Source organism: Acinetobacter sp. AOR43_HL (genome assembly GCF_027854635.1).
Lineage (GTDB): Bacteria > Pseudomonadota > Gammaproteobacteria > Pseudomonadales > Moraxellaceae > Acinetobacter > Acinetobacter pittii.
The window spans coordinates 63,332-84,377 of sequence record NZ_JAKTHX010000037.1; the positions used below are offsets into that span (position 1 = coordinate 63,332).

Consider the following 21,046-nt stretch of genomic DNA (forward strand, 5'->3'; position numbering starts at 1 on the left):
TGATGTGCTTATTCAAAACAAAAGAACCATCCGATGAGGGATGGTTCTTTGAGTTTTTAAAATCTAATAAGAGATTAGATTTTACCAACTAGGTCGATAGATGGAGCAAGAGTAGCTTCGCCTTCTTTCCATTTAGCTGGGCAAACTTCACCTGGGTGAGCGTGTACGTATTGAGCAGCTTTTACTTTACGAAGAAGTTCAGACGCGTCACGGCCGATACCACCAGCGTTGAGTTCAACGATTTGGATTTTACCTTCTGGATCGATAACGAAAGTACCACGGTCAGCTAAACCTTCAGATTCGATAAGAACGTCGAAGTTTTTAGAAAGAGTCCAAGTTGGGTCACCAACTAATGGATATTGGATTTTTTTGATTTCTTCAGAAGTGTCGTGCCAAGCTTTGTGAGTGAAGTGTGTATCAGTAGATACAGCATAAATTTCAACACCAAGTTTTTGGAATTCAGCGTAGTTGTCAGCTAAGTCACCAAGTTCAGTTGGACAAACGAAAGTGAAGTCAGCTGGATAGAAGAATACAACAGACCATTTACCTTTAAGGTTAGTTTCGTTAACTTCAACAAATTGGCCGTTGTGGTAAGCAGTTGCTTGGAATGGTTTAACTTCAGTATTAATCAAGCTCATCATTGTCTCCATGATTGAGGTTTATATTTAAACTTGTTTACGAGATGTAGAATAAATAAAAATTCTTTATTGGGGAAATAGTATTTTTACATGACTAAAATCGGAAAATCGAATAAGTGATAAATTTACGATTTTTAAGTCCCCAAACACTGTATTCGATTTGACTGCAAAAACATGTAAATCAAATGACAGTTATCGTAAAAGAAACTTGCCTAACAACATGAAGTCTCGTTAGTCAAAATTCAAGGGTAAAATTTTAAAAAATTAAAAATATATAAAAAACCAACTGTTTTACCTTATGGTCATTAGAGCGTAAAATAGAGGATTGTTGTATTTTCAGGAAAATTTGTCTGTGCAGAATGATTTAAATATTGATCAGTGGGTGATGGCAAGAGATCGTTACCGTTTAAATCGTTTGCGTAAAGATAAAAAAGCCAATACAGCAGAGATTGAAAAATTATTTGAACAATCTAATGCCAAAGTAAGGCAGCGATTTGAACGTCTCCCTAAAATTAAACTGAATCAGGATTTACCTGTTTCTCAATATGCAGACCGTTTAATTGATGCGATTCAAAAGCATCAAGTGATTATTGTGGCAGGTGAGACGGGTTCAGGTAAAACCACTCAGCTTCCTCAAATTGCAATGCTAGCAGGCCGTGGTTTAACGGGGATGATTGGTCATACCCAGCCACGTCGTTTAGCTGCACGTAGTGTTTCTCAGCGTATTGCAGAAGAAGTTGGCGAAAAGCTTGGCGAGTCTATCGGGTTTAAAATCCGTTTTAACGAACAAGGTTCGCAGGACTCTATCGTACGGTTAATGACCGACGGTATTTTGCTTGCCGAGTTAGGCAATGACCGTTATTTGTCTAAATATGACACGATCATTATTGATGAAGCGCATGAACGCTCACTCAATATCGATTTTATTATGGGCTATTTAAAGCAGTTACTGCCAAAACGCCCAGATCTAAAAGTGATTGTGACTTCGGCAACTTTAGATGTAAATCGCTTTAGTAATTACTTTAATGACGCACCTATTTTTGAAGTGGAAGGGCGTAGTTATCCTGTCGAAGTACTTTATCGCCCAATTTCAGAAATGAATATTGGTGGCAGTGATGACGATGAGTTTGATGATTTCGAAGAAAACCTTCCTCGTGCAGTTGTACAGGCTGTAGAAGAATGCTTTGCTGACGCAGAAGCAAAAGGTCACCCCGAACATGCCGACATTTTAATTTTTTCAAGTACAGAACAAGAAATTCGTGAGTTGCAGGAAACCTTGCAAAAGTACGGGCCAAGACACACCGAAATTTTACCTTTGTATGCGCGCTTAGCTGTTTCTGAACAACAAAAGATTTTTAGTCCGGCTGGAAAAGGCCGTCGTATTATTATTGCGACCAACGTGGCCGAAACAGCTCTTACTGTTCCAAATATTCGCTATGTGATTGATAGCGGTTTTGCTCGTATATCACGTTATAACTACCGTTCACGCGTACAACGTTTACCAATTGAAGCAATTTCTCAAGCCGCAGCTAATCAGCGTAAAGGGCGTTGTGGTCGTATTGCTCCGGGTGTGTGTATCCGTTTATATAGCGAAGAAGACTTTTTAAGTCGTCCTGAATTTACCGAACCTGAAATTAAACGAACCAACTTAGCATCTGTTATTTTGCAAATGCAGAGTTTAGGGTTAGGTGAGTTAGAAAACTTCGATTTTATTGAGCCGCCAGATTTCCGCCTTGTAAATGATGGTCGTAAGTTGCTGATTGAGTTAGGCGCACTTAACGAGAAAAAAAATGAGCTGACTAAAGTCGGGCAAATGATGGCTCGTATGCCAATTGACCCACGACTCGCTCGTATGATCGTGGGTGGTGCTCATTTTGGCGTACTCAAAGAAATCTTAATTGTGGTAAGTGCTTTAGCTGTTCAGGACCCGCGTGAGCGTCCGGCAGATAAACAAATGCAAGCTGACCAAAAGCATGCATTATTCAAAGAAACGGATTCAGATTTTCTGTTTTATTTAAAACTTTGGGATACTTTAAATCCTAAAGGTGAAGCAGGCATGTCTGAAAATAAACGCCGTCAATTTGCCAAGCAGCATTTCTTAAGCTGGTTGCGTTTACGTGAATGGAAACAGACACACCAGCAATTGGTTGAGTTAGCCGAAGGCTTAAAACTGAGCTTTAATGAAAAACCTGCGAATTATGAAAACTTGCATCGTGCATTGCTGACAGGTTTATTATCGTTCATTGCCAATAAAACTGATGAACGAAATACCTTTATGGCAGTGCGTCAGCAAAAGGCTAAAGTTTTCCCTGCGAGTACTTTGCATAAAACCAATACCTCTTGGGTGATGGCTTTTGAGATGGTCGAAACCTCTCAAGTGTACTTACGTACTTTAGCCAAAATTGATCCTGAATGGATTTTACTTGCTGCACGCGACTTATTGAAATATCACTATTTCGAGCCGCATTGGTCTAAGAAAGCGGGAATCGTTAATGCATATGCGCAAATTTCTTTATTTGGTTTAATTATTGAGCCAAAACGGTTAATTAATTTTGAGAAAGTTGACCAACCTGCTGCTCATGAGATTTTCTTACGCGATGCATTAACTACTGGTAACTTGGGTACAGTTCCACCATTTTTAAAACACAATTTACTTAAGCTTGAAGAAGTAGAGCGAGTTGAAGATAAATTGCGTCGTCGTGATTTAGTGGTCGATGAAGAAACGATTTATCAGTTTTATGCGTCTAAAATTCCAGAAGAAATTGCGAGCCGTCGTAGCTTTGAAGACTGGCGTGCAACGGTAGAAGCAAATAATCCTCGTTATTTATTTATTGACGATGATGCGCTTTGGCTCAATGACCGACCAACAACGCAGCAATTTCCAGATCATTTACACAATGGTCAGCTACGTTTAGCAACCACATATCATTTTGACCCGAGCCATGACGAAGATGGTGCTACTGTTCAAATTCCTGTACAGGCGCTGCCTCAAGTGGATGAAAATATTTGGTCATGGGGAATTCCGGGTTGGCGCCAAGATTTAATTGAGGCTTTACTCAAAGCTTTACCTAAAGACAAGCGTCGTAATGTGGTGCCAATTCCTGATACAGCTCGTAAGCTCATGCAAGGGGTTGATGCAGTACATTTACGTGAACATATTTTTAGTTATTTAGCTTTTGCCTTACGTGGCGAGCAAATTACTGAAAAAGATTTCTCGTTTGAACGTATTGATCCATATTTGGTGCCTTTCATTAAAGTGATTGATGAAAAAGGTAAGCTGATTGCGAAAGGTCGTGATTTACCTGAGTTAAAAGCACGTTGCCGGGTAGAAACACATCGTCCAGTTAAACAGCAAAAAGGTGAGTTTAAGGACTTTCCTGAAAACTTTACTTTCGAGGCTTCTCATAAAGTCACGGGCGTTGTAGTTAAACAATATCAGGCTTTAGTTCCGACCAAGGCTTTTGCTGACCTCGAAGCTAAAGATGAGTCAGGCATTGTTATTCAAACGTTTAATGATCAAGCTGAGGCGATTAAACAGCACCGCGAAGGTATTATTCGTCTGGTACATATGCAACTGGGCGACTTGGTTCGTCAGTTGAAAAAGCAGATTTCAAAACCGCTCGCGTTAGCTTATTCACCTTTGGGCGATAAAGCTAAGCTTGAGCAGATGTTGGTCTATGCAACGTTGCAGATGGCAATTACGACTTTGCCAATTAACGCAGATGAATTTAACAAGCTGCTAGATCAGGTCAAAAAGCAATTTTTGAGTTATGGTCAGCAAGCACTTGAGCAATTAAGTGATATTTATATTCAGTGGCAACAAATCCGTCGTCAGCTTTTAGTGCTTGATCCAAACGTGTTTGGGCGCAGTATTGATGATATTGAAGATCAGTTAGATTTAATGTCACTTGGCAATTTTGTTTACCGTCAACCAGTCGATCTTTGGCAGGAATACCCGCGTTATTTAAAAGCACTGCTATTGCGTTTAGATCGATTGCCAAATAATCTACAGCGAGATCATGCTGCAATTGACGATGTCGATCCATGGATGGACAAGGTATTTAAATTCAAAAACGATCCAAAAATCAAAGAATTGTATTTGATGTTGGAAGAATTCCGCATTTCTTTATTTTCTCAACCGATGAAAACCAAGATGCCTATTTCGCCAACTCGACTGCAAAAGTTATGGGATCGTTTGGGAATCAGTTAAGATAGATCGGGGTCTGTTTATGCTGTTGTTTAGCCTACAACGCAATTTATAAATGAAAGATTAACAGACCCTATTCATTTTTTTAGGAGTTTTACATGGGCATTCGTATCACAGGTACTGGGTTATTTCACCCAACAGAAATCATTTCTAATGAAGAACTGGCCGACAGTTTAAATGCTTATGTGGAACAATATAACCAAGAGAATGCAGAGAAAATTGCAGCAGGTGAACTCGAAGAATTACGCGGTTCTAGTGCTGAATTTATTGAAAAAGCGTCTGGTATTAAGCGCCGTTACGTGATTGAGAAATCAGGTATTCTCGATCCAACACGTTTGCGTCCTCGTTTGTCTGAACGTTCAAATGATGAACTTTCACTTCAAGCAGAGTGGGGTGTGATTGCTGCGAAGCAGGCAATGGAAAATGCAGGCGTAACTGCTGAAGATATCGATGTTGTAATTTTGGCATGTTCAAACATGCAGCGTGCTTATCCAGCAGTTGCGATTGAAATCCAGTCAGCACTTGGTATTCAAGGTTATGCCTACGACATGAATGTTGCATGTTCAGCTGCTACTTTTGGTTTGAAACAAGCGGCAGATGCAATTCGTTCAGGCGCTCGCCGTGTGTTGTTGGTGAACGTTGAGATTACATCGGGTCACCTAGACTACCGTAACCGTGACTGTCACTTCATTTTTGGTGATGTTGCAACGGCTTCTATTATTGAAGAAACCACTACTAAAACTGGTTTTGAAATTTTAGATATTCATTTATTTACTCAATTTTCAAACAACATTCGCAATAACTTCGGTTTCTTAAACCGTAGCGAAGATGCAGTGGTTGACGACAAGTTATTCCGTCAAGATGGTCGCAAAGTCTTTAAAGATGTTTGTCCGTTAGTGGCAAAAATCATTAATGCGCAGTTGGAAAAAATGCAGTTAACTGCAAACGATATTAAGCGTTTCTGGTTACACCAAGCCAATGCCAACATGAATGAACTAATCTTGAAATATGTGGCTGGTAAAGAGGCAGATCTAAGCCGTGCCCCAATTATTCTAGATGAGTTTGCTAATACCTCTTCAGCAGGCGTGATTATTGCTTTACACCGTACAGGCCACGAAGTAGATAATGGCGAGTATGGTGTGATTTCATCTTTCGGCGCTGGTTATTCAGTCGGTTCGATTGTTGTACAAAAGCATGTTGCTTAAGCTACAAGATTAATTAAAAAAACGCTCGTAAGAGCGTTTTTTTATGAGCGAAATAATATAAAAAAGCGGGCCAAAATTGGCCCGCTTAGATTGAATAAAAAGTTATTAAAACTTTTTGGTGTAGTTTACAAACAGGCGATCTTCATCAAAGTCATTGCCATGTTTAACGTTGTAATCAATACGAATATATTGCAGGGCAACGCCTTTTAAGAATGGCTGCTGAAACGCATAGTTTAAAATCACATTCGACTCGGTCTCATGGTTTTTCTCACCATTGGCTGCTTTAAAGTCATGGCCATAGACATATTTAACCATTGCATTTAAGCCTGGAACATAATCTTTAAAGTCGTAGCCATACATCACATGGTAAGACTTTTCGTCTTCTTTAAAGAATCCCGTGGCATTCCAGTTAATGAAGTACGTTTCTGGCAAGAAACCATCTGGTAATGGGTAAGCTGACTCACCGATAATTTGTTGGTAACCCAAGCCAAAGGTATGGTTTTTTACTTTAAGAGTCTCTAACACCCCAATGTTTTGCGCATCAATATCAAAAGTATTGCCGTCATCTTTTGCATTGAAATATTTAAACTTAGAGGTGAGGGCAAAATTAGGTTGTTTCCAATTATGCTCAAGCCCTACATACTGTTTGTTGTAGAGGTCTTCCAAATTACCAAAGTAATATTCACCCTTGAGTGACGGCGTAAATTGATAGCGCAGATCTATGTAATTTAAACCATCAGATTCTTTGGTAATGCCGTTCGCTGTAAAAGAAAACTTTTTAAAATCTTCTTCATTACGTGGTGATACTTTTTCCACTCGACCAATTTCTGCATAGAGCTGATCTGAAAGTTGCGACTTAAGGTTGGTTCCCCAATAAGAGGCAAGTAATTGTCGGCTGGCATCGACAGCCGTTACAGGCAGGTCTAACCAGAGTTCACCGACACTTAAAAGGGTTTTGTCATAACCTAGTTTTAAAGTTGCGCCGTATTTTAAAAAGTCGGAAGCCTGAGATAGTGTTTCTTTATTAAAAGGCAAAACCGTGTCCGCAACGTGTTTATCTGAACTCAAGCGCACGGCGTATTGAACGGAAGCATCGGCCCCAATCGTAATGGGCTTATCTGCAATTTGCAGAGGGCTGTCATGCATTTTCGATTTATAAAATAAAGACGCTGCCTGAGACCAACTGCCCGTATCTTTTAAGGCATCATTATCAAAATTACGGTTGATATAGGCATTTTTTAGCGTGAACTTCCATTCATCTTCACTTTGTTGAGTGGTGTCTGCTGCCCATAAACTTGAGCTAGTCAATAACCCTAATAATGTAGCTATTGCTAAATTACATGGTTTAAAACGGTGTAATAATTCCATAATCCATTTCCAAAAAAGATGCGCCAGTCCTCGGCGCATGTATTTTTACTGCTGGGTAAGCGTGTTTTGAGGGTTAAAAGTTGATGGCGTTTGTGCGGCAACAGAGGCTTTGAGATTGACCATAAATATTGCAAGTGCAGCAATCACACCTGGAATTGCAATCGCTAAGAAATTCATTTGGTGAGGAAGCTCAAGTGTGAGTAAGGCGCCAGTTAAAACTGGTCCAATAATCGCGCCAATACGACCAATTCCAGATGCCCAGCCCATGCCAGTTGAACGAAGTGCGGTTGGATAGAACTGCGCAACAAACGTGTAGAGTAAGATTTGTGAGCCAATTGTGGCAGCACCAGCAATCGCAATTAGGCTATATAAAATAAATTGTGGACTATTAATGCCAAGCAGAATTAAAGCTGCTGATCCCACAATAAACATAATGGTAATAACAGGTTTTAAATGGAATTTATCTGCTAAAGCACCACCACCAATTGCACCGACCATGCCGCCAATATTGAGTGCAAACAGGAACAACATGCTTGCACCTAATGAGTAGCCCGCTTGGAGCATGAGTTTAGGTAACCAACTTCCTAAGGCATACACCATGAGTAGGCACATAAAGAAAGCAATCCAGAACATAAATGTGCTGAAGGTACGGCCTTGCTGGAAAAGCGCACGGACAGGTGCATCTGTTGTTGTGCTTTCGTTTAATACCAGTTGAGTATTGGCGTTTACCTGAGTTTGAGGTGCAATTTTACTCACAATACTTTTTGCCTGTTCGCCATGGTTAGATTTCACTAAAAAGGCGAGAGATTCTGGCAAAAATTTCCAGATGAGTGGGAGCAGCAACAGGGGAATACCCGCAATTAAAAACATGATTTGCCAGCCCATATCTTTCACAAGCCATGCGCCGAGTAGTGCAGAGGTCATGCCACCAATTGCGTAACCACTAAACATGATTGCGACCAATGTACTGCGGATTTTTTTGGGTGCGTATTCGGTCATAAGCGCAACGACGTTTGGCATAACGCCACCAATCCCAAGGCCTGCAATAAAGCGCAAAATAGCAAACTCAGTTGGTCCTTTGGCAAAGGCACCCATAAAGGTAAATCCACTAAATAAGGTGACACAAATCAGAATGGTTTTTTTACGTCCTAGTCTGTCTGAAAGCGTGCCGAAAATCATGGCACCAAACATCATACCGAATAAAGCAGCACTGGCGAGTAAACCAGCTTCTACCGCAGTTAATGACCATTGTTGCATTAACAGAGGAAGAGCAACCCCATAAATAACTAAATCATATCCATCAAAAATAATAATAAGTAAGCACCAGATTAAAACTTTCCAATGGAAAGATGTAAAACTGGCTTTATCAATTAACTCATTAATATTAACCTTGCTCGTATCCATTTTCTTCACCTCCAATTTGTGAAGCATCGCGTTATTTTTTAATAAACTATTTTGTTATTGGATTAGAGTCAAAAACCTAATTGATATATCTTTATGTCTTTAAGGTATTGTACTTTTATTGATTTAATTATTTGAAAAATATATATTTATTTTTATTGTTTTAGCTAAATTTGTTGTATCTTTAAAATAGGGTTAAATATTGTATAGTGAGAATTTTAAGGATTTTATAGATACTTTTTTATAGATTTTATTGATGAGAATCACAGCTAAAAATATTGCTAAATTTATATTATAAATTGAAGTGAAAATATAAAAACAAAATACTAAAGTCTATTATTTAATTATTTTAGAGATTTATCTTAAAAATGAAATTTAATCTATATCCAATAAAAAATCGCCAAATCAGAATTAGCACATTATTTGCATCCTGATTTGGCGATTTAAGCTTTATTTTAGGTGAGAGTATTTAGATAAAAAACTTAATTCGGGGTTGGAGCTGATCGTGGTGTAAGAATGAAATGGGCTATTACACCAATACAAATACCCCAAAAGACTGAGCTTAATCCAAGGAAATGCATGCCTGATGCTGTCGCTAAAAAGGTAATAAGTGCGGCATCACGTTGACTGTCATTTTTCATGGCAACAGAAATATTGGTGGCAATCGCTCCAAGCAAGGCTAAACCTGCCAGTGCTGCAACCAACTCTTTAGGAAGTAAGCTAAATAGCATGACAATACTGCCAGCAAATAAACCACCTAAAATATAAAAAATTCCGTTGGCGATTCCAGCGATGTAACGTTTTTCTTTAAGTTCATGTGCATCTTTGCCCATACATAAAGCTGCGGTAATTGAGGCAAGCACAATCGTAATACCGCCGACGCAGGCAACAGCTAAAGAGGCAATACTAGTGACAGTAATAATGGGTTTGACTGAGGTATCGTAACCGCTGAGTTTCATAATCGCCATACCCGGTAAAAATTGGCCGGTTAGACTGACTAAAATGAGAGGAACGGCGAGGTTCAATGTTGAGTTCCATGTCCATTCTGGGCTAATCCACTGTGGAATAGCTAAATTAAAACTCACATCAACCGGATTCATTTTGCCCAAAATGAGGCTTAATAAAACTCCAGCAGCTAACACCCAAATCATGGTGTAGCGTGGCATTAAACGCTTGGCAATTAAAAAGACAATGAGCATGCTAAAAACAATAAAAGGCATGCTATCAGATGCGGTAAATAGACCAATGCCAAATTGAAAAAGAATACCAGCCATCATGCCCGCTGCGACATCTTGCGGAATCCACTTTAGTAATTTGTCGAAGTAACCTGTAACGCCAATTAAAAAAATAACGATGGCAGAAGTAATATAGGCGGCTACCGCTTCATTCAACGAGACATTTGGAAATAGGGTAACTAACAGGGCAGTACCCGGTGCAGACCATGCGGTTATGACAGGCGTTTTATATTTAATTGAAAGATAAATACCTGAAACGGCGGCACCAATTGAAATTCCCCAAATCCATGACACCATCATATCGGTGGACACATGGGCGCGCTGAGCAGCTTGGAAAAAAATAATCAGTGGGCCTGAGTAAGAAATTAAAACCGCAAGAAAGCCAGCAACTGTTGCTGATATGGACCAGTCATTTTTTAACGTCTTTAACAGGGTTGCCATGTGTGATTGCCTCCATGCAAATTATGTTATTTACCCAATCATGCAAAAAGATCAGGGTTAACCCTGATCTCCACCTCCGACCGGAATGACCGATCCCGTCATATACGATGCGTCATCTGATGCAAGAAATAAAATTGCATTGACTTGTTCTTGAATTGTGCCATAACGGCTCATAAATGTTCGATCTATTGTTTGATCAACTACTTGCTGCATCCAGTCTTTTTCATTTTGACTTAATGGATTGGCATTGCGTGGTACTTTCCGAGGTGGTGCTTCGGTTCCACCAGTTGCAACAGCATTGACACGAATTCCGTCTTTGGCATGTTCAAAAGCAAGTGATGCCGTTAAAGCATTTACACCACCTTTAGATGCCGAGTAGGGAATACGGTTAATGCCACGGGTTGCAATTGAAGATACATTTACTATTGCACCCGCTTGTTGCTTAATCATGGCGGGTAGCACAGCGCGGCAACACCATAAAGTTGGAAACAATGAGCGATTGACTTCCTTAATGATCTCTTCTTCGGAAAACTCTTCAAAAGGTTTCATCCAGATCGCGCCACCTACATTATTAATCAGGATATCTACCCGACCATAGTGTTCAATGGCTTTTGCAACAACCGCTTGTGCACCTGCATAGGTTTCAAGGTCAGCATTAATCGTGACAGCATCGCCACCTGAACTCTGAATTTCTTTGAGAACTTCTTCAACATATTCAGAGCGGTCAGCCATGACGACTTGTCCACCCTCAGTCGCGACTTGTAATGCCACGCCACGACCAATGCCTTGAGCACTACCCGTAACAATCACGACCTTATCGGTAAATCTTTGACGGTTTGACATAGATAACTTCTCCACCTGTTAATTCGCAGAGAATTTTTCAAACAAGAAATTAGCAGGTTTGATATTTTCAGTTTCTAACCAGCCACGTACAGCTTCTACCATTGGTACCGGGCCACATAGATAAACATCAACATCGCCACCGTTTAACCATTCACTTTCAATATGACCAGTGACATAGCCTTTGCGTTCATGGTTACTTTCAGGGCTTGCTACCACAGTGCGGTATTCGAACCATGGGAATTTCGTCTGCAATTCATTAAGTTTATCTAAAGCAACCAAATCAAAGTCATTGGTTACGCCAAAGACTAAACGAACAGGTTGTTCTGAACCTTTTTCTTCAAGCACTTGTAACATCGACATAAATGGGGCAATGCCAGTACCGCCTGCTAGCATAAGCACAGGACGCGCTACATTACGCAAATAGAAGCTACCGAATGGACCGGTAAATGTCATTTTGTCACCAGCTTTAGCATTCTTACTTAAGAATTCACTCATTTTGCCGTTCGGCACGTTACGGACCACAAAGCCCGTTAAGCGATTGCCTGGTTTTGAGCTAAATGAATATGAACGTGTTTCGCCAGTTTCAGGAATAGCAACGTTGACGTATTGACCTGCAAGAAAATGAATGTCCGGTTGGCCTTCATCAAGTTGAATATCAAAAGTGATGGTTGAATCTGATAAGTTTTCAACGCGGGCTAATGTACCTTGGAAACTATGAATTTCTGTTTTACAGACATCTGATGAGGCTTGAATCTGGAATACCGCATCGGAAGTTGGTCGACATTGGCAAGCAAGAATATAACCTTGCTCAGCTTCTTCAGGGGTTAATGCATCTTCAATATAGGTTTCTTCTGGCATGTCATAACTACCGGACTCGCAAAATGCGCGGCAAGTTCCACATGCACCATCACGGCAATCCAAAGGAATATTAATTTTTTGGCGATAGGCTGCGTCAGATAGGGTTTCGCCTTGAGCTACGTTAATGAAACGTGTAACACCATCTTCAAATTGAAGTGCAACATTGTGGTTTGACATGGCATGTATCCTACAAAATATTTGAAACTTTTACCCTCAGCCAACAGTCCGTTTAACTGAGGGGGTATGTCTTAAAGGTGGTAGATATCAATCACTTGATTGATGTAGTCATTTTTCAAAACGACATACTTGCTCAAGATTTTTGGTTGATCACCTGAAAAATCGATCACATAACGTGACATACCGAAATAGCTGTAATTTGTCTTGTAACGGAAACTCAAGGTATTCCAGTTAAAGCGAACAGTAACTTTGTCTCCGTCACGCTCTACGACTTCAACGTTGGCAATATTGTGGCTTGTGCGTGTGTCTGGCATGGTTGCAGATGAGCGCTCGGTTTTAATACGGAACACACGATCTTCTAAACCTTGACGGTCTGGATAATAAATAAGTGAAATTTCAGATTGTGGATCTTCAGTTAATCTATCGTCGTCGTCCCAAGCTGGCATCCAGAAAGAAGCTTCTGGTGCATAGCATTCAATCCAATCTTCCCATTGTTCATCATCTAAAAAACGAGCTTCACGATAGAGAAACTGAGCAATATTTTCTAAAGTTGCTTTGTCTTGAGCACTCATGCTGTTTCTCCCTGATCAGCAATTTCTTTCTCTGATGCAATCGCATGTTTCATGGTGTGTAACCAATATTGATGTTGGGCAAGATACAGGCCTTCATCTTCAGTTTTGATACCACTTAACATTGGTTTTAAACCGATTTCGTTCGCTGCATCGTCTGGTCCATAAATCCAATGTTTTGAACCACGGCACATGTCATTCCATTCAAGTGCAATCCCTGCGTAGCCTGCCTGACAAGCACGGAATTCTTCTAAATCGTCTGGTGTTGCCATGCCTGAAGCATTAAAGAAATCTTCATATTGACGGATACGACGTGCACGAGCTTCAGGTGCTTCGCCTTTAGGCGCGATACAGTAAATAGTGACTTCGGTTCTATTGACTGAAAGTGGGCGAAGTACACGAATTTGCGAACCAAACTGATCCATCAAATAAACGTTTGGATAGAGACACAAGTTACGTGAACGCTCAATCATCCATTTCGACATGGCTTCGCCGTATTTTTCGGTGTATTCGTTTGCTTTCGGAAAGTTTGGACGGTCTTCTGGGTTTGCCCATTGTGTCCAAAGCAACATGTGGCCATTTTCAAAGCCATACGAGCCACCGCCTTGTTTACCCCACGAACCTGCACTCATGGCACGAATGTTATCGGCAGCTTGAGTTTCTTTACGGTGTTGAGTTGTTGCTGCATAGTTCCAGTGAACAGCAGAAACATGATAACCATCGGCACCATTTTCAGCGGTGAGTTTCCAGTTGCCTTCATAAGTATACGTAGATGAACCACGTAAAACTTCTAAACCATGTTCAGACTGGTCAACAATCATGTCGATGATTTTGGTGGTTTCACCCAAAAATTCTTCAAGTGAAGGAACATCGGGATTTAAGCTACCAAATAAGAAACCTTTGTAACTCTCAAAACGAGCCACTTTTTTAAGGTCGTGTGAACCGTCTTGGTTAAAACAGTCAGAATAGCCTGCTTCACTTGGATCTTTAACCTTAAGCAATTTACCTGAGTTATTAAAAGTCCAGCCGTGGAAAGGGCAAGTATACGTTGCTTTATTACCACGCTTGTAACGGCAAAGTTGTGCTCCGCGGTGTGAACACGCATTGATCATGGCATTCAATTCACCGTTACGGTTACGTGCAATAATGACAGGCTGATGACCAATGTAAGTGGTGTAGTAGTCATTATTGTTTGGAATTTGGCTTTCGTGTGCTAAGTAAACCCAATTACCTTCGAAGATATATTTCATTTCGAGGTCAAATAGGGCTTCGTCAGTAAACACTGAGCGATGAAGTTTAAATTCACCTGTATCGATATTATCGACAAGTAATTCATCAATACGGTCAAGATGGCTAGTATTGATTACAGGAATACGTGGCATGTCCGTTCTCCGACTTTCCAAAAGTGTGGAAGTCACCAAGGCCTTAGCTACGATCTACAAGGTCTTGATATCCTAATATTGTCAATGAAGCGCATGAGTGCGCTGGGTGTTTAACCGTGAATTGATGAAGATGAATAACTGGAAGATTGGCAAAAAGGCTTGTTCACAAAGCAATTCATCACTTCATCGGTTTGTTGCTTGTATATACCTTAAAAGAATGGTTAAACTGTGTCTAAGACTGAATTTGCATTTTTTTATATCTTAAAGGTATGGAAACCTTATGGAACTAAGACATTTACGGTATTTTGTGGCGGTTGTTGAAGAACAGAGCTTTACAAAGGCAGCCGAAAAACTATTTATTGCTCAACCACCTTTGAGTCGACAGATTCAAAATCTGGAAAGTGAGCTTGGCATTCAACTGTTTGAGCGTGGAAGCCGTCCTTTACAAACCACACAAGCAGGGCATTTCTTTTATCAGCACGCCGTTAAACTTTTGTCGAATGCTGAAGAAATAAAAAGTATGACCAAGCGTATTGGTCTCATCGAAAGAAGTATGACCATTGGTTTTGTTGGGTCTTTACTCTATGGTTTGCTACCTCGAATTATTTATTTATTTCGCCAGCAGCAACCCCATTTGAATATTCAGCTCATGGAGTTAAGTACGACTGAACAGCTACAGGCATTAAAAGAAGGACGTATTGATGTCGGTTTTGGACGTTTAAGAATTAGTGATCCTGCTGTGAGACGTATTTTGCTACGTAAAGAACGCTTGGTGGTTGCTGCGCATACGAGTCATCCTATTGCACAGCGTACGGAAGGGGTATATCTGGCCGATCTCATTGATGAAAAGATGTTTATGTATCCCACTTCGCCGAAACCCAATTTTTCGACCCAGCTTTTAAATATTTTTGCCGAACATAGTTTGGTTCCAAAAAATATGCATGAGATACGAGAAATTCAATTGGCTTTGGGCTTAGTTGCAGCGGGAGAAGGGATCTGCATTATTCCAGCAAGTGCCGATACCATTCGATTTCCACACTTAAACTATATTCCGATTTTAGATAACGGCGCGGTCAGCCCAATTTTTATTACAGCACGGGCAATGGACCGAAGTGAAGATTTACAGTCACTATTTGATTGTATTTATCAGGTTTATGATCTTGAAGGTATTCCATATAAACGCACCGTTTTCACGCTCGATCAGAATCCGATCGATGATTCAAACGGTATCGATTTTTAAATAAGAGAAGTGCATAGCCTCAAAAGTTGAAGCTATGCGTTGATGTGTTTTAGAAAGCCCAAATCAGTTTTAGCCAGCTGGTATGGCCTTCGGGACGATATTCGACTTCGGTTTCTTTTAGAAATTTGGCTTCAATAGACCAGTTCTTATCGGCATATTGAATGCCTGGACCAATTGCAAAAGCCTGTCCTTTAAACCCAATGTCACTTCCGTTTACTTTGTCATCTGTGGTTTGTTTAAAGGCATAGCCTTCAACTGCAACTTTAATTTTTGGGTTAATGCGATAACCCAAGCTATAGTCACCCGCAATGTATTGTCCAGACTGGTAGTCAGTCGCATCGTTACGCGTATTCCAGCTATAAGACAGTTTAGTAGATAGATCTAAACCTGCCGCGTTGGCATAACTATAGGCAAGAATAGGTCGAATGGTGTGATAGTTTTTCCCGAGATTAGCTTCAACTGGATGTGTCGTACTTGGAGTGTCATATTCACCTGTTGCCAGCACAGTTTCTAGGGCTGCAATCCAGTGATGATTTCCTTGATGCCAGCCGAGCATACCACCCAAAATCAAGTCTCCGAGTCCTTGGTTTGAGTCAGCCATTCCATTTACTTTGAGTCTTAGATCAACCAATGGCTGGGCTGCATAAAACCCGAGTTGTCCATCCAGAATTTTTTGATCGGTCATCCAGACCAACCGCGGAACCACGGCGTTGACATCAACATGGAACTGATCGGGACCATTTTGAAACTCTGATGCGTGATAATTTTGATAATAACTGAGTAGATAAACCCCAGCAGGTGGTAAGGCACCCGCCATCATACCTTCGGCACCTAAAGCAAAAGAGTCCGAGCCGTTTTCTGTCGCAAATGCAGAGGGAAGGTAAAGGGCGCTGGTTACACCACATATGATTGCAGCAATTTTGTTATTCATAGAATGTCCTATTCTGTGTTGTTTGGCTTGTCACTAAAAAACGTTATTCCTTAACGGTCTTTAAAATTTGAGTCTGTTTAACCTGTAAATTTGGAATGCAGAACTCCTATGAGCTTTGTATTTTCTTTATAAATTACAGATACAAAGCTCATTTGAAAAAGTGGAGTGCTTAAAGGTTTATCTTTAAATATGTTTGAATAAGGCCGAACGTGACTGTCCAGCAGCACCATCGGCTGCACTTAAGAAGCGTTCAGTGTGAATGTCCCGTTCGAATAAGCGACTTTGCATGAGTGTTGAAATTGCCGAGTCGATCATGATTGGTGGGCCGCACAAATACGCTTTGTGTCCACCACATCGATTTTCAAAGTAATCGGCAACAGCCTCATGTACAAATCCGGTATATCCAGTCCATTGGTCTTCTGGTTTTGGTGCATTCAGGGCAGGGATATAGCGGAAGTTCGGATGGTCTTTTACGAGCTGTTCAAACAATTCTCGGTTGTATAGCTCTGCCAAGTCTCGTGCTCCTTGGAAGAGGTAAATCGTGCGACTATCTCCAGACTCAAGCAAATCTAAAATCATCGATTGTGGACTTGAAAGACCTGAACCACCCGCAATGAAAATGGCATTTTGATCATCTGACTTACGTACGAAAAATTGACCATAAGGGCCTGAAATATCAAGCTGATCACCTGTGGCAAGTTGTTCATGTACATAAGTCGTCGCTGCACCGCCTTCAACTTTACGAATATGAAGCTCAACGATGCCGACTTCACTTGGTGAATTGGCAATTGAAAACGCTCGAGTTCCTTCAATGTTTGGGAACTGGACATTGATATATTGGCCAGCTTGGAATTCGATTGGCCGATCTAGTTGTAGTCGGATTCCTTTAATGGTTGGCGATAAGTCTTTTATTTCAATTACGGTCGCTTGATAGTCTTGAACCAAATGACCTAAGAAATCTGGATCTTCATCAACATCGGCTTCAATGACCATATCGGATTCTGGTTTACAGCAGCAGGCAAGCACCTTATTTTCATCACGTTCAATATCCATGAGTGCAAATGGCGAGGCTTCACCGACATCATAAAAACCGTCGGTGACTTGAACCTTACATGTCCCGCAAGTGCCATGACCACAGGCAAAGGGTAACCAAACGCCTTGACGTAAAGCGGCATCTAAAATGGTTTGGTCTTCTTCTACTTCAATCGTTGTTCCGATCGGTTCAATGGTGACTTGATAACTCATGACACACCTCCGAATTAAACGTAGCTATCGTTATAGCCATTTAATTCTGGCGTAACGAAACGAAGTAATGACTTGTGACCAAAACCGAGCTCTGCCAAGCTTTGTGTATTCTCTGGATTGATTGTTTGGCCATCTAAGGTGTATTGCACTTTTGTCCAATCAATTTTGGCAAAATCTGGATGTTGAGCAAAACCACCTGTAATTTGTTGCTCAATCAACTGTCCAAAAGTTTGTTGAGGCGAGGCAAGCATGGCATGTGCCGAGCAAAAAAGGGTGTGATGATCCCAACCCACGTAAAGTAAGAATTGATCGCCATAATTTTTTTGCAGATCAAGCGGTTCAAATTGATAGTTGTTGTGTATCGCGCGAACAGTCATGTTCAATCTCCTTATTTCCTATCAGGCAGCTTGATGACTGCCTGAACAATTCCTTGTGCTTAAGCCGCGTTGCCTTTCCATTTTTTCCAGCGCTGTTGGTCTGGTGAACCTTCAATATCCAGATTGTCGGCACCGACATTCATACGGTAATAATCGCGGAGCATGGTTTCGAGGTCACCGCCACCACAGTTGCCTTGCAAAATTTGATTTACAGGTAACCATGCTTGTATATATTTCTCAGGCTCGCGTTCGAAAATGTCATGACAGCCATCTGAACAGGTGTGGTAGCGTTCACCTTGGTAGATGCTATGGCGATAACTAAACTGAGTAGGATCATCGCCCATTTCGGTAAAGGTCATTGGAATCTGACAAACCTGACAAAGCTGTGGTAAACCTGCACTATAGAAGCGTTTACCTTCGGCTTCCATTTTGCGAGCCAGCTCCCATTTTGGACGGTAATATTTATCGAAAGTGTCTGGATATTTAGCCGATAACCAATCCATTTCTTCGTCAGTTGGAATCCAAGTATGGAAACCGGCAGCATGACCAAAGTTATAGAAAATCCACCATGCCTGATGTGAGACATGCTCTTTTTCTTTCACAATGACATCGCTATATTTCGGCATACGAATGCCATAACGGCTCAAATCTTTAAATAGTGCGCCGCCTGCCTGTTCAAAGTAAACTTCCCAAGCTTCTTTCCAAGACATCACTTTGTTTGGCAGCATGTAATCCATCATCATGCCCACAATTGAAAGCAAACGCGTCCCACGCCAGAACCATTTATCAATCCATTCCTGAACAATAGGTACGTTGTCTTCATGCTGTTCGAGCAAGAATTTCACGATTTCAAGACCAAGCGTCATGTGACGAGCTTCATCTGACTGCGCACTAAAACCAAAGGTCACGGTTGCCATATCGCCGTTATAAGCTGCACCCGACATAAACGGCACAAACAGCAAGTTGGTAAGTACATATTCAAAAGCAAAACTAATGGCTAATAAAAATTCGAAAGGGCCAGCAGAACGGGCGTCTTCAAAAAATGATTTAGGTACAGACAAATACCAAACGCGGTCATGCATGTGCGCCCAGTCCTGAAAACCATCAAAGAACTTGTTGTAATGGCTCATGGCATGAATTTGGGTCTGTACATGACGCAGCTCATCAATCGACTGCATCTGAGAAGCAATACGTGCTCCAATTCCACTAAACTGGCGGCCTACATGTGCATAGCCTTGATAAGCTTGATATTCAAGTGGAGTCACCGCCGTTAAAAAGAGTTTGATCGCATTTAAGTAGCGTTCATTGCTGACATTCATCTGACCATTGTTTTGAGCAAAGGCATCAAAAATGGCATAAAGTTTTTTCTCTTTTTCTGCCTGATATTTCCAGTAAGCATCCATGGTTAAACGGAATGGATCTTCCCATTTAGACCAGTCCGTAATTTTGATGCCTTCAAACTCTTCATAAGGGAAAGCCTCTTTACGGTCAGCATAGGAAAAGTCCCAGTCCAGATCACGGGTTAATGCACGGTAACGATCTTTCGCATTTAACTTTTTGCTGGTTTCTTTGGTTTGAGTTGTCATGATTGATCATCCTTAAATCTTTGTTAAACAACATCTATGTTGTGATTAATTCCAATGAAGGCGGAAAGTATCGTCATCTTCTTCGACGTTGCCGCCCAGCGTAATCATGTTGAGTTGTAACGATTGAATATCCCAATCTTGGCCTAGTTTTTCAGATACGGTTTCGGCTTTAATCACCAAATCAGTTTCACTTTCAATGCGAATCATGGCGGGTAAATACTGAATTGAAGCTTCAGGGTTATCTTCTTCAATCGCTTCGAGGATATAGCGTGAAGTATCGTTGTCTTGTAATGCGAGATAGACTTTAGACATGTTGCTTCTCCTTAAGCATTTGTAAGTGGTTGTAGGCCGAGTTTTTTTGCGCGTTCAATCACAACTTGTTCTGCTTGAACGACTGCATCTGCTGTTAAGGCTGCTGATGCCCAAGGTGTAAAGGCTGCTTTCACTTGAGCTAGAGACTCAGTGAACCATTCATTTAATAGCTGTTTGTTGTGATCGGATTCTGCTGCGGCAGTTTTAATGACGGTGTCTGACCATTTACGTAAATCACCTAAAGTGTCTTTCATAAACTCAGTCAGCATGGCTAAGTCGCGAGCATTTTGAGTGACTAACCACTGATCAAACTGTTGATAGACAAGCTCTGTCACAAAGCCGTCAATCACAAGGTTCTGTAATAAGAAAAGTTTGAAGTAGTCTTGCTCGGTGAGGCTTTCTTCACACAAACGTCGTAAGCCTTGCCATGCAGGATGTTGCATCCAAGCCTGTTTTGCCTGTTGTAATGAATCGCCACTGTTACTATCTAAAGCTAGACCAATACGTGAGATGTACTGCGCTATCCCTAAATGATCCATTGCGGCATAAATACAAGCTTGGGTAAGCACGGTGCCATAACCATAGGCACTGCCAGACATCATGTGTAAGTTTGCAGTTTGTTCAACGTGGCGAAATGGCAATAGGTACTCAATGACCTTAGCTTTGACTTCATCAGACAAATGTTCTGCAAGCTGACGTTTTTCAAAAAAAGCAAAATTACTTTCGGCGGTGTCTTGTAACCGCGCACGGTGCTGAACATAAGTTCCATAATAGAATTGACGTGGATCTTTGAATGCATACCAATCTTGCATTTGCAGGGCAGTATGGGTTTTGTCATTTAAAGTCTTTTCAGGTTTCCACAAAGGACGATAGTGAAAGTTAGTTTCTGCCTGTACATCGAAACTTACTTCTTGATATCGAGTAGCTGGCTTACTACCAAATCGTCTTTCGATATAGGCGTAGTTCTGGCGGATAGGTTCGACATTTGACGTTTTGATTTCTAAAGTCATGGCTTTATCTCCTTATATTTT

General features: G+C 40.9%; 16 protein-coding genes and 2 pseudogenes. 4 read left to right on the forward strand and 14 right to left on the reverse strand.

Annotated elements, in window-relative coordinates:
* Window positions 1-74: 74 nt before the first annotated feature.
* Complete coding sequence (gene ahpC, locus MKL33_RS18900) at window positions 75-638, reverse strand: alkyl hydroperoxide reductase subunit C (protein ID WP_003652649.1); 564 nt, start codon at window positions 636-638, stop codon at window positions 75-77.
* 352 nt (window positions 639-990) lie between these two features.
* Here ahpC and hrpA point away from each other — a divergent pair, with 352 nt between their 5' ends.
* Both hrpA and MKL33_RS18910 read left to right on the forward strand, forming a co-directional pair.
* Window positions 991-4,848 carry an ATP-dependent RNA helicase HrpA gene (gene hrpA, locus MKL33_RS18905; RefSeq protein WP_270907527.1) on the forward strand — a complete coding sequence of 1,286 codons (3,858 nt, stop codon included), beginning with the start codon at window positions 991-993 and terminating at the stop codon, window positions 4,846-4,848.
* 95 nt (window positions 4,849-4,943) lie between these two features.
* A complete protein-coding gene (locus MKL33_RS18910) occupies window positions 4,944-6,050 on the forward strand; it encodes a beta-ketoacyl-ACP synthase III (protein WP_005802658.1) in 1,107 nt (368 codons plus the stop codon).
* Between the two features lie 105 nt (window positions 6,051-6,155).
* Here MKL33_RS18910 and MKL33_RS18915 read toward each other — a convergent pair whose 3' ends face one another.
* The 7 genes and pseudogenes from MKL33_RS18915 to benA form a co-directional block, all read right to left on the reverse strand.
* The gene (locus MKL33_RS18915; protein WP_270907528.1) at window positions 6,156-7,418 is read right to left on the reverse strand and encodes an OprD family outer membrane porin; all 1,263 of its coding nucleotides are present in this window, start codon (window positions 7,416-7,418) and stop codon (window positions 6,156-6,158) included.
* A gap of 45 nt (window positions 7,419-7,463) precedes the next feature.
* Window positions 7,464-8,822, reverse strand: coding sequence for an aromatic acid/H+ symport family MFS transporter (locus MKL33_RS18920; RefSeq protein ID WP_270907529.1), 1,359 nt, complete (start codon window positions 8,820-8,822; stop codon window positions 7,464-7,466).
* 479 nt (window positions 8,823-9,301) lie between these two features.
* Window positions 9,302-10,495: a benzoate/H(+) symporter BenE gene (gene benE, locus MKL33_RS18925; RefSeq protein ID WP_270907530.1), complete on the reverse strand. Its 1,194-nt coding sequence runs from the start codon at window positions 10,493-10,495 to the stop codon at window positions 9,302-9,304.
* A gap of 57 nt (window positions 10,496-10,552) precedes the next feature.
* A complete protein-coding gene (locus tag MKL33_RS18930; RefSeq protein WP_057062314.1) occupies window positions 10,553-11,338 on the reverse strand; it encodes a 1,6-dihydroxycyclohexa-2,4-diene-1-carboxylate dehydrogenase in 786 nt (261 codons plus the stop codon).
* A gap of 18 nt (window positions 11,339-11,356) precedes the next feature.
* Window positions 11,357-12,373 carry a benzoate 1,2-dioxygenase electron transfer component BenC gene (benC, locus tag MKL33_RS18935; RefSeq protein WP_161281895.1) on the reverse strand — a complete coding sequence of 339 codons (1,017 nt, stop codon included), beginning with the start codon at window positions 12,371-12,373 and terminating at the stop codon, window positions 11,357-11,359.
* Between the two features lie 52 nt (window positions 12,374-12,425).
* A pseudogene (gene benB, locus MKL33_RS18940) lies at window positions 12,426-12,945 on the reverse strand (benzoate 1,2-dioxygenase small subunit).
* On the reverse strand, window positions 12,942-14,324 hold the full coding sequence (benA, locus tag MKL33_RS18945; RefSeq protein ID WP_270907531.1) for a benzoate 1,2-dioxygenase large subunit: 1,383 nt from the start codon (window positions 14,322-14,324) through the stop codon (window positions 12,942-12,944). The pseudogene benB and the gene benA overlap by 4 nt, the downstream one beginning before the upstream one ends.
* A 106-nt stretch (window positions 14,325-14,430) precedes the next feature.
* Between benA and MKL33_RS18950 the strand changes: the two are divergent.
* Window positions 14,431-14,560, forward strand: a pseudogene (locus MKL33_RS18950) (hypothetical protein).
* A 44-nt stretch (window positions 14,561-14,604) separates the two neighbouring features.
* Window positions 14,605-15,564, forward strand: a complete 960-nt coding sequence (locus tag MKL33_RS18955; protein ID WP_046812975.1) for a LysR family transcriptional regulator — start codon at window positions 14,605-14,607, stop codon at window positions 15,562-15,564.
* 49 nt (window positions 15,565-15,613) lie between these two features.
* On the opposite strand, the gene MKL33_RS18960 is transcribed toward MKL33_RS18955, so the two are convergent.
* From MKL33_RS18960 to MKL33_RS18985, 6 genes are all read right to left on the reverse strand, one after another.
* On the reverse strand, window positions 15,614-16,495 hold the full coding sequence (locus MKL33_RS18960) for a SphA family protein (RefSeq protein ID WP_270907532.1): 882 nt from the start codon (window positions 16,493-16,495) through the stop codon (window positions 15,614-15,616).
* A gap of 183 nt (window positions 16,496-16,678) precedes the next feature.
* Window positions 16,679-17,740: an NADH:ubiquinone reductase (Na(+)-transporting) subunit F gene (locus tag MKL33_RS18965; protein WP_270907533.1), complete on the reverse strand. Its 1,062-nt coding sequence runs from the start codon at window positions 17,738-17,740 to the stop codon at window positions 16,679-16,681.
* Between the two features lie 14 nt (window positions 17,741-17,754).
* The gene (locus MKL33_RS18970) at window positions 17,755-18,117 is read right to left on the reverse strand and encodes a phenol hydroxylase subunit P4 (RefSeq protein ID WP_270907534.1); all 363 of its coding nucleotides are present in this window, start codon (window positions 18,115-18,117) and stop codon (window positions 17,755-17,757) included.
* Between the two features lie 59 nt (window positions 18,118-18,176).
* On the reverse strand, window positions 18,177-19,703 hold the full coding sequence (locus MKL33_RS18975) for an aromatic/alkene/methane monooxygenase hydroxylase/oxygenase subunit alpha (protein WP_004702709.1): 1,527 nt from the start codon (window positions 19,701-19,703) through the stop codon (window positions 18,177-18,179).
* Between the two features lie 45 nt (window positions 19,704-19,748).
* A complete protein-coding gene (locus MKL33_RS18980) occupies window positions 19,749-20,015 on the reverse strand; it encodes an MmoB/DmpM family protein (protein WP_000049450.1) in 267 nt (88 codons plus the stop codon).
* 11 nt (window positions 20,016-20,026) lie between these two features.
* Window positions 20,027-21,025: an aromatic/alkene monooxygenase hydroxylase subunit beta gene (locus tag MKL33_RS18985; protein ID WP_270907535.1), complete on the reverse strand. Its 999-nt coding sequence runs from the start codon at window positions 21,023-21,025 to the stop codon at window positions 20,027-20,029.
* Window positions 21,026-21,046 lie beyond the last annotated feature (21 nt).